This window comes from Mesorhizobium sp. M1A.F.Ca.IN.022.07.1.1, assembly GCF_003997575.1.
Taxonomy (GTDB): Bacteria; Pseudomonadota; Alphaproteobacteria; order Rhizobiales; family Rhizobiaceae; genus Mesorhizobium.
Genome location: NZ_RZST01000261.1, coordinates 1 through 8,784 on the forward strand (window position 1 = coordinate 1; position 8,784 = coordinate 8,784).

Genomic DNA, 8,784 nt, shown 5'->3' on the forward strand with positions numbered 1-8,784 from the left:
GCGCACCCAGGATCGTCATGGCCAGCGCAGTCGCGGTCGATACCAGCATGGTCGGGATCGCTTGCGGGATGCGCTTGGTGGCGAGATCGCGCACCGCGCAGCAGGCGACGCTCGCCAGCGCCAGCAACGAATAGGCGCTGAAACCCTCGAAGCCCGGCCGCACGATGATCAGTACGCCGGCAAAGCCGACGGCAATGGCGAGCCAGCGGCGCCAGCCGACGCCCTCGCCGAAGAACAGTGCGGCGCCCATCGTCACCGCCAGCGGCAGCGCCTGCAGAACGGCGGAGACGTTGGCGATCGGCAAATGGGCAAGGGCGATCAGGAACGACACGGTCGCGCCGGCTTCGCCAGCGACACGCAGCGCGACCATCGGCTGCAGCATGGCGCGTGGATCAGCAAGCGCGCTGCGCCGCCAGGCGAGCAGACCGACGAAGAGCGAGGCGAAGGCGCCACGCACCAGCATGACCTGCGCCATGTTCATCGATTCGGAGGAGAATTTGGTGATCGCGTCGTTCAAGGTGAAGCCGATCATGGCCACGACCATGAACAGTGCGCCGCGAAGATTTGGCGAAAGAGGCAAGGGCGCTTCCGGTTATGTTCTCTCGCAGGCGTCTAACAGCCAGCGGCGAGACAGCAACATCAAAGAAATGGGCCACAGGAGGTTCCTGCGGCCCTCAAGATCGGCTGCGTTACTGGAGCGATTATTTCGGCGTCAGCGTCTCGGTGCCGTTGCCGTTCTGGCCGGCGATGGTCCACAGGCCGTGCAACGAGCCGTCCTTCTCCACTTTGTAGACGACGAGGCCGATTTCCTTGCCCATGACGTAGCCGGCGGAAAAGGCATCGTCATTGCGCATGCAGATGCCGTCGGAGGACGAGCCGCCGGTTTCCCAATGGATCGTGCAGGTTGTGTCGCTGGTCAGCGTGATGGTTGCCTCGCCGCCATATTTCGATCCGTCGAAATTGGTGCCGGCGACAGTGTAGGTGCCACCGATCGACTGAGCGGCCGCAGGCACCAAGGCAATCCCGAGCATTGCAAGCGAAGCCAAGAATTTGCGCATGAGAATTCCCCCTGAATGCGAAAATCGCTTCATGAGGCTAGGCCGGAACAAGTCGGCGGTAAATCGGGTGGAAGTCGGCGCGGTGGTTTATTTCCAGTGCGCCGAGCGCAGCTCAAGGGCCGCGCAGGCTGGCGGCGATCGCCCCGGTCAGCGGATCGTATTTCGCCTTAAGCGAGGAAGGATACTCGATCCAGACGGTGCGGATGACACCATCCTTTCCGAACAGGCGCCGTTCGTAGAAGACCTTGTCGCCCTTGATGCCGGAAACCACCGCCCAATTCTTCCCGGTCTTGCTGTAAGTGATCTTGTAGCCCGGCCCGGTGTTTGCCTTTTCGTCGGCGACGAAGCCCTTCGGAGTGTCGCTGTCGATGTTATAATTGCCCCAGCAGGTCAGGCTGGCGCCGTCGGGCGCGCTCCATTGCTGCCCATCGCCGTTTTCTGGCTCGGGCAAGCGGTCGCTGAAAATCTCGTCGGGAAAGGTGCAGGACGTGCCGAAGCGCGCATTGACGTAGGTGAACGGCTTTGCGATTGCCGCTGTCGTCGCAATCGTCAGCAACGAGAAGGCGATCACCAAAGGCGCGCCCTGGACGAGATGAACACACTTCATGATGCCCCCAAGGTCCGTGACCGAGGGTGATCCTGCACCAAATCGGAGAAAAAATCAGCCGCCGGTGACGCTCATATGGCGCGATACCGAGGGTCGGCTGGTGCGGCGGTCGATGACGAAATCATGGCCCTTCGGCTTGCGCCCGATCGCCTCGTCTATGGCCTCGCCGACCAGCTCATTGCCTTCGGAGGCGCGCAGCGGCGCTCTCAGGTCGGCGGCGTCCTCCTGGCCGAGGCACATATAGAGCGTGCCGGTGCAAGTCAGCCGGACGCGGTTGCAGCTTTCGCAGAAATTATGCGTCATCGGGGTGATGAAACCGAGCCGACCGCCGGTCTCGGCGACCTGGACATAGCGGGCAGGGCCCCCGGTCTTATAAGGAATGTCGGTCAGCGTGAACTGGCGCTCAAGCGAGGCGCGCAGCAGCGACAGCGGCAGATACTGGTCCGTGCGGTCGGCGTCGATCTCGCCCATCGGCATGGTCTCGATGACCGTCAGATCCATGCCGCGACCATGCGCCCAGCGCAGCATCTCCGGTATTTCAGCGTCGTTGAAGTCGCGCAGCGCCACGGCATTGAGCTTGACCTTCAGGCCTGCCGCTTGCGCGGCGTCGATGCCTTCCATGACCTTGCCGAGATTGCCCCAGCGGGTGATCTGGCGGAATTTGTCGGCATCGAGCGTGTCGAGCGAGACATTGATGCGCTTCACGCCGCAGTCGGCGAGCTCGGCGGCAAAGCGCGACAGCTGCGAGCCGTTGGTGGTGAGCGTCAGCTCTTCCAGCGCGCCGCTCTCAAGATGCCGCGACAGCTGGCGAACTAGGTGCATGATGTTCTTGCGCACCAGCGGCTCGCCGCCGGTCAGCCTCAGCTTCCTGACGCCCTTTTCGATGAAGACGCTGCAGAGCCGGTCGAGCTCCTCGAGCGAGAGCAGATCCTTCTTGGGCAAAAAGGTCATGTCCTCGGCCATGCAATAGGTGCAACGGAAATCGCAGCGGTCGGTAACCGACACGCGCAGATAGCTGATCGTGCGACCGAAGGGGTCGATCATGTCCATTGCAAGCGCTTCCGTGGCCTGAGCAGCGTCGTTATATACGGCTATGTGATACGATCCAACCGCGCATTCAAGATAGAAGCTCTCGATCTTTGGTAACATTCCCCGACCGACATTCTCTGTCGGCTGCCTTCTATTACCTTTTCGCACTGCGCGAACCGGCGTAGGGAAGGGCGCAACGCATATAGGAAGAAACATGACGGCGCCGAAGGAACTCAGGGTCTCGAAGGACCGCAAGCTGCTCACCGTGACCTTTGCCGGGCATCAGCCGTTCGAACTGCCGGCGGAGTTCTTGCGCGTGGCCTCGCCTTCTGCCGAGGTGCAGGGCCATTCGCCGGATCAGCGCGTGACTGTGCCCGGCAAGCGCAATGTCGCGATTCTTAAGATCGAGCCGGTCGGCAACTACGCGGTGCGCATCACCTTCGACGATTTCCACGACACCGGGATCTTCACCTGGAACTATCTTCACACGCTCGGGCATGAAAAAGACGAGCGCTGGAACGCCTACCTTGCCGAGCTGGCCGAGAAGGGCCTCAGCCGCGACCGCTAGCCTGGCGCCAAGACGTTCGATTGGGTGTCGTCAAAGCGTCATGGACATAGGTAGCGCCGGCAAAAGGTCAGGAGGCGAAAAGATGTCGCTCATCACATCGGTCGAACAGCTCGAAGCCCTCTACGGCCTGCCTGGCGAGGCCTCGGTCGTCAAGGAGCTCGACCATGTGATCCCCGAATATGCAGCCTTCATTGAAGCCTCGCCTTTCGTGGCGCTGGCGACCTGCGGGCCGGAGGGGCTGGACTGCTCGCCGCGCGGCGATCTCGCCGGCTTCGTGCGCCTCCTGGACGAAAAAACGCTGATGATGCCCGACAGGCGCGGCAACAACCGCGCCGATTCGCTGAAGAACATTATTCGCGATCCGCGCGTCGGGCTGCTCTTCCTTGTGCCGGGCTCCGGCACGACGCTGCGCGTCAACGGCCGCGCCCATATCACAGCCGATGCCGAGCTTTGCGCGTCCTTCATGGTCGATGGCAAGCCGGCACGGTCGATCACCGTTGTCGCCGTCGACGCGGTCTATTTCCAGTGCGCACGCGCCATCGTGCGCTCGGAGCTGTGGAACCCGGCAAAGCATGCCGACCCTAAGTCGCTGCCGACGCCCGGCCAGATCCTCGAGCTCACCAGCCGCAGGAATATCAATGGCGCCGCATATGACAAGGAATGGCCGGAGCGGGCAAAGAAGACCATGTGGTAGCGGCATCGAGAGCGCCGGTCAGGCCTCCTTCAGGACATCGGCGATCTTGCGCATCTGCTCGCCGATCATGTCGCACTGCTCCGGCGTCGACTGGCTCATCGCCTTCTCGATGAGCGCCATATGTACTTTCAGCGCCCGCATCAGCAGGGCCTCGCCGGCTTCGGTGAGGTTCAACCGCAGCACGCGTTTGTCCTTTTCGTCACCCTCTCGACGCAGCAGGCCGCGGGCTTCCAGTTGCGGCAATAGCATCGTGATGTTGGAGCGGCCGACCAAGAGCTTGCGAGCAAGGTCGTGCTGCGACATCCCGGGATGACGGTAGAGGTTCATCAGCACGTCGAGCTGCGCCGGTTTGAGGTCGAGCGGCGCCAGCTTCACCGCCAGCGTGCGCTCCAGCACATGGCAGGCGCGCGCCACCGCAACCCAGTTGCGGAAGCGCGGATTGTCCCAGGGCAGCTCTTGCTTAATGTTCATGTTTGAACTATTATGTTCATGCCTGAACGAATGGTTGGACCGACACTATGGCATCATTTGGATTGAAGGTCATCCGAGGCGTCTTCGGCGCGGCCGAGCATGTCGCGCCGCGTCTCAGTGGCCGCGCCGCGTTCGAATTGTTCTGCCGCACGGCAAACGTCAAGGCCTTGAGCGATGGCGAGCGCCGCGCAGTCGAGCGCGCTGCGGGTTTCATGGCCGAGGCGCGCCATCACCGGCTGAAGACGAAGGCGGATTGCGTTGCGGTGCATGAGTTCCGGCCGGGGCCGGGCAGGGGCTCCCGCGGCACCGTGCTTGTCATCCATGGCTGGCGCTCGCGCACCGAATATATGCGAACTCTGATCGATGGGTTTCGCGACGCCGGCTACAAGGTGGTCTCGCTTGACCTGCCGGGCCACGGCCATTCGCTCGGGCGACATCTCAATATGGTGACCGCGGTCGACGCCGTGCGAGTCGCAGGCGAATGGTTCGGCCCGTTTGCCGCTGCCGTCGGCCATTCCTTCGGCGGCGCCGTCGCCGCCAATGCGGTTGCCGCTTCGGTGAAAGGCATGCCGCCGCTTGCGGCCGAGAAACTGGTTCTAATCGCGGCGCCGAGCTCGCTGCCGGCGATCTTCGACGATTTCAGCCACCGGCTCAATGTCGGGCCGCGCTCCCGGGTCGCCATGGCGGATCGGGTGAAGCATTTGTCGGGACGGCCGCTCAGCGATTTCACGGGCGACCGCCAGCTCGCTGAGGCTCCGGTGCCGACGCTGATCATCCATGCGCCGGACGACCGCGAAGTCCATGCCGATCACGCAAAACGATATGCGGGAGCCGGCGATCATGTGAGCTTGCATTGGGCCGAAGGGCTTGGCCACCGCCGCATCCTTGCCGACAAGGATGTCGTCGCGCGCGCCGTGGGCTTCGTCGCCGAGGAACGGCAACCGGCGCTGCATTGAAAATGACTGCGGGAGACGCCTGCTGGCGTCTTCCGTCCGTAGTTGCGAATGGCTCAGTCGGCCTTCTTCTTCTGCCCTGGCTCGACCGGCAGGCCGGCAGCCTTCCAGGCTGTGTAGCCGCCAAGGATGTGTTTGACCGGGGCGAGACCCATGTCCTGCGCCGTCTTGGTCGCCAGCGCCGACCGCCAGCCGCCGGCGCAGAAGAAGACGAAGGTCTTGCCGGAGGCGAAGAACGGCTTGTGGTAAGGGCTTTCGGGGTCGATCCAGAATTCGAGCATACCGCGCGTCACATGCTTGGCGCCGGGAATCTTGCCGTCGCGCTCGACCTCGCGGGGGTCACGTAGGTCGACGAAGATGGTGCCGTCATCCTCCAGCAGCCCGGCAGCTTCCTCAGGCGAAACCACCTCGATCTCGGCATTCGCTTCGTCGAGAAGTTCGCGATATCCCTTCTTCACTGCGCATCCTCCAGGCCATGGCTCGCGCCCGCCGGAATTTCGATCACAAAGACTGCTGTTTGTCACGGGCCGATGTTTGTCAGGAGGGAAGGTCGGCCATGATCGCCAAGGCCGCACAGCGCCAACGCCTGATTGTTAACGAGGCGTCTGAAACCGGGAGCCGCCCTGCCGCATTGTGTCTCACACGGATGTGAAACTGTTCTGCAACACGGTCGCGAAAATTTATGGAAGCTTAACGGAATCAGTATGAATCGGTACAGTCGCGCATTACATCCGCCATGCGGAGGGCGGGACCGTCTAGCGGCGCGGAACGGGAAACCGGTTTCAACCGGTGCGGGTGAAGCATGAAAATCCTCGGGAACAAAATGGCCGTCATGCCGATCGCGATCGCGACGGCGCTTGCCTTCGGCCAGCAGCCGGCGAGCGCGCAGGGGCTGTTCGACATGCTGTTCGGCGGCGGCATCCGGCACAATTCCCAAGGAGAATTTCCGCCGCCGCCGAAGCCGCGCAAGGTGCAGCCTGGCACAGGCGGTAGCGTCAGGATCAGCACCCCGACCTACAATACCTACAGGGCCGACAAGCTTGTGCGCGTCGACTTCAAGTCGCTGCTGCCCGCTCCGCCGCCCGCGACCGCGCAAGATGCTGCCTTTGTGCCCTCCGTAACCGGAAGCGCGTTCCGCGACGCGCTGGCGGGCCTGAGCGATTATGAACTCTTTGCCGAGCCCGATATCGCCAAGGCGCTCATCGCCTACTATTCGGCCAATCCGGATTTCATCTGGGTGACAGGGGATGCACCCAACAGCAGGGCGCAGGATGCCGTGCGGGTGCTTGGCGGAGCGGCGAGCTATGGCCTGACGCCTGCCGATTATTCCGTCGATGTTCCTGCGGCGGCCACGAATGCCGCCTTGCCCGAAGCGCGGACCAAGGAACTGGTTCGCTTCGAGATGGCGCTATCGGCGCGCGTGCTGCGCTACGCCCATGACGCCCAGAGCGGCCGAGTCGATCCGAACCGCATGACCGGCTATTACGATTTTCCGGGCAAGCCGCTCGATCTCGAAGGCGTGCTGAAGACGCTGGCGCACACGCAAGAGGTGCGCACCTATCTCGAATCGCGGCACCCGCAGAACCCTGAATATCAGGCGCTGCGCGTCGAGCTGGAGTCGCTCCAGGCAAGCGAGGAGAACGAGATCGTCGTCGATCCGAAGCTGCTCCTGAAGCCCGGTGAAAGCAGCCCGGAACTGCCCAAGCTTTTGACTTTGATCGCGCGCAACCTCGATGACGAGATGGGCGGTGACTTTGGCGAGACCCTCGCCCGGCTCGGCAAGAGCGAGCTTTACGATCCTGACCTGGTGCCGGTGATCAAGGCGGTGCAGAAGCGGGCCGGCATGAAGGGCGACGGCGTCATCGGCCCGCGCACCGTCGCCTCGCTCGCCGGAACGTCCAAGGCGGACAAGGTCGAGAAGGTCATGGCGGCGCTTGAAGAGCTGCGCTGGCTCCCCTCCGATCTTGGCAGCCCGCGCGTCTTCATCAACCAGCCGGCCTTCACCGCAAGCTACATCGACAATGGCGAGGAGAAGCTGAAGACCCGCGTGGTCATCGGCAAGGTCACCAACCAGACCGCATTTTTCTACAACCAGATCAAGCAGGTCGACTTCCACCCCTATTGGGGCGTGCCGCAGTCGATCATCGTCAACGAGATGCTGCCGAGGCTCCGCAGCGATCCGGGCTATCTGGACCGCGCCGGCTATGAGGTGACGGATTCCAGCGGCAGGCGAGTTCCCTCTGCGGCGGTGGACTGGGGCGCCTACGGTGCCAAAATCCCGTTCAGCGTGCGCCAGCAGCCGAGCGAGGCCAATGCGCTTGGCGAGTTGAAGATCCTCTTCCCCAACAAGCACGCCATCTACATGCACGACACGCCGCAGAAGTCGTTCTTCGGGCGCGACATGCGCGCGCTGAGCCATGGCTGCATCCGCCTGCAGGATCCGCGCGGCATGGCGGCCGCTGTGCTCGGCACGTCGGTCGACGACATCGCCGAGAAGCTGAAGCACGGTCATTCGACCGAGAATGTCACGCGCGTCATCCCGGTCTATGTCGCCTATTTCACCGCTTGGCCGGACATGTCCGGCAAGGTCGAATATTTCGACGACGTCTACGATCGCGATTCGAAGTTGATGCAGGCGCTGGATGCGACCGAAGCGGTGCGCGCACCGTCAACCTAAGCGCTCGATGAGCGGGCGCCTGAAACCGGCGTCACGTCCGGCAATGAGCCAATAAACGAAACCGGCCACCAGCCCGGCCGCGAGGATGGTGCCAAGGTCGGCCCAGCGTTCCGGATCGTGCGGCGCGTCCGGCGAGAGCAGCATGAAACCGGCGGCCGCAACCACGCCGCCGAACAGCATATGCAGCCAGAAGCTCCGCAACGAGAAGACCTCGGCGATAAGCGCAAAGATGAGAGTCTGCATGCCGGTCGCCACGATCGTCAGGAAATAGACGAACATGCCAAGCGGCGGCACGACCAGCACGGCGACGGGCGTGAACTGCATCAGCTCGAAATAGCTTGGGGCGTTGGGCAGCGAGCTCAGCGCTGCATAGATCGCGACCAACGCGACCAATCCGACGAGCACCGCGATCAGATAGCCGGCGAGCACCATCAGGATGCGCTTTAGAACGTAGCCAACCATTCCCATGCACCCCCGTGCCCGCAATCATGGCGCGCAGTCAGCCATCAAACGTGCATCGACGCAAGTCTCGGATAGGGAGGCGCCGGCCCAGCTGCGGGCGGCCGTATCAGGCGTTACTTCGGTTCGCCGGTGACCGGATCGTAGGTGATTTCGACCTTGGCCTTGTCGGTTGTGTAATAGGTAACGGTATAGCCGTCGCTGCTCCAGCCGACCTCCTTGATATATTGGAAGTCGCTCCGCTTCTCGACCTTGGTCAGGATTTCCG

11 protein-coding genes are annotated in these 8,784 nt (G+C 62.9%); 4 read left to right on the plus strand and 7 right to left on the minus strand.

Annotated elements, in window-relative coordinates; translation table 11 throughout:
* From EOA75_RS23825 to moaA, 4 genes are all read right to left on the minus strand, one after another.
* Positions 1–580, minus strand: a 580-nt coding sequence (locus EOA75_RS23825; protein WP_164747524.1) for a DMT family transporter, incomplete at its 3' end; no start/stop codon positions are given.
* Between the two features lie 121 nt (positions 581–701).
* Positions 702–1,058, minus strand: a complete 357-nt coding sequence (locus EOA75_RS23830) for a hypothetical protein (protein WP_067320009.1) — start codon at positions 1,056–1,058, stop codon at positions 702–704.
* Positions 1,059–1,170: 112 nt separating this feature from the next.
* Positions 1,171–1,665 carry a hypothetical protein gene (locus tag EOA75_RS23835; protein WP_127325323.1) on the minus strand — a complete coding sequence of 165 codons (495 nt, stop codon included), beginning with the start codon at positions 1,663–1,665 and terminating at the stop codon, positions 1,171–1,173.
* Positions 1,666–1,719: 54 nt separating this feature from the next.
* Positions 1,720–2,715, minus strand: coding sequence for a GTP 3',8-cyclase MoaA (gene moaA / locus EOA75_RS23840; protein ID WP_095825398.1), 996 nt, complete (start codon positions 2,713–2,715; stop codon positions 1,720–1,722).
* 193 nt (positions 2,716–2,908) lie between these two features.
* Between moaA and EOA75_RS23845 the strand changes: the two genes are divergently transcribed.
* Together EOA75_RS23845 and EOA75_RS23850 are read left to right on the plus strand one after the other, a co-directional pair.
* On the plus strand, positions 2,909–3,262 hold the full coding sequence (locus EOA75_RS23845) for a DUF971 domain-containing protein (protein ID WP_066989863.1): 354 nt from the start codon (positions 2,909–2,911) through the stop codon (positions 3,260–3,262).
* Positions 3,263–3,344: 82 nt separating this feature from the next.
* Positions 3,345–3,956 (plus strand): pyridoxamine 5'-phosphate oxidase family protein, encoded by a 612-nt coding sequence (locus EOA75_RS23850; protein ID WP_067320176.1) that lies wholly within the window; start codon positions 3,345–3,347, stop codon positions 3,954–3,956.
* Positions 3,957–3,974: 18 nt separating this feature from the next.
* On the opposite strand, the gene EOA75_RS23855 is transcribed toward EOA75_RS23850, so the two are convergent.
* Complete coding sequence (locus tag EOA75_RS23855; RefSeq protein ID WP_067320018.1) at positions 3,975–4,427, minus strand: MarR family transcriptional regulator; 453 nt, start codon at positions 4,425–4,427, stop codon at positions 3,975–3,977.
* Positions 4,428–4,474: 47 nt separating this feature from the next.
* Here EOA75_RS23855 and EOA75_RS23860 point away from each other — a divergent pair, with 47 nt between their 5' ends.
* Positions 4,475–5,383: an alpha/beta hydrolase gene (locus tag EOA75_RS23860; RefSeq protein ID WP_127325324.1), complete on the plus strand. Its 909-nt coding sequence runs from the start codon at positions 4,475–4,477 to the stop codon at positions 5,381–5,383.
* A 53-nt stretch (positions 5,384–5,436) separates the two neighbouring features.
* Here EOA75_RS23860 and EOA75_RS23865 read toward each other — a convergent pair whose 3' ends face one another.
* Entirely contained in the window at positions 5,437–5,838 is a 402-nt protein-coding gene (locus EOA75_RS23865; protein WP_066989852.1) for a rhodanese-like domain-containing protein, read from the minus strand.
* 344 nt (positions 5,839–6,182) lie between these two features.
* On the opposite strand from EOA75_RS23865, the gene EOA75_RS23870 reads away from it, so the two are divergent.
* On the plus strand, positions 6,183–8,057 hold the full coding sequence (locus tag EOA75_RS23870) for a murein L,D-transpeptidase (protein ID WP_127325325.1): 1,875 nt from the start codon (positions 6,183–6,185) through the stop codon (positions 8,055–8,057).
* On the opposite strand, the gene EOA75_RS23875 is transcribed toward EOA75_RS23870, so the two are convergent.
* Positions 8,049–8,519 (minus strand): hypothetical protein, encoded by a 471-nt coding sequence (locus EOA75_RS23875; protein WP_127325326.1) that lies wholly within the window; start codon positions 8,517–8,519, stop codon positions 8,049–8,051. The two genes, EOA75_RS23870 and EOA75_RS23875, sit on opposite strands and share 9 nt — an antisense overlap.
* Positions 8,520–8,784 lie beyond the last annotated feature (265 nt).

What these genes read in the sequence shown, in the direction of transcription:
- EOA75_RS23855 (WP_067320018.1), bottom strand. Translation starts at nt 4,427, where the DNA reads ATGAACATTAAGCAAGAGCTGCCCTGGGACAATCCGCGCTTCCGCAAC.
- EOA75_RS23835 (WP_127325323.1), bottom strand. Translation starts at nt 1,665, where the DNA reads ATGAAGTGTGTTCATCTCGTCCAGGGCGCGCCTTTGGTGATCGCCTTC.
- EOA75_RS23850 (WP_067320176.1), top strand. Translation starts at nt 3,345, where the DNA reads ATGTCGCTCATCACATCGGTCGAACAGCTCGAAGCCCTCTACGGCCTG.
- EOA75_RS23845 (WP_066989863.1), top strand. Translation starts at nt 2,909, where the DNA reads ATGACGGCGCCGAAGGAACTCAGGGTCTCGAAGGACCGCAAGCTGCTC.
- EOA75_RS23830 (WP_067320009.1), bottom strand. Translation starts at nt 1,058, where the DNA reads ATGCGCAAATTCTTGGCTTCGCTTGCAATGCTCGGGATTGCCTTGGTG.
- EOA75_RS23875 (WP_127325326.1), bottom strand. Translation starts at nt 8,519, where the DNA reads ATGGTTGGCTACGTTCTAAAGCGCATCCTGATGGTGCTCGCCGGCTAT.
- EOA75_RS23860 (WP_127325324.1), top strand. Translation starts at nt 4,475, where the DNA reads ATGGCATCATTTGGATTGAAGGTCATCCGAGGCGTCTTCGGCGCGGCC.
- moaA (WP_095825398.1), bottom strand. Translation starts at nt 2,715, where the DNA reads ATGGACATGATCGACCCCTTCGGTCGCACGATCAGCTATCTGCGCGTG.
- EOA75_RS23870 (WP_127325325.1), top strand. Translation starts at nt 6,183, where the DNA reads ATGAAAATCCTCGGGAACAAAATGGCCGTCATGCCGATCGCGATCGCG.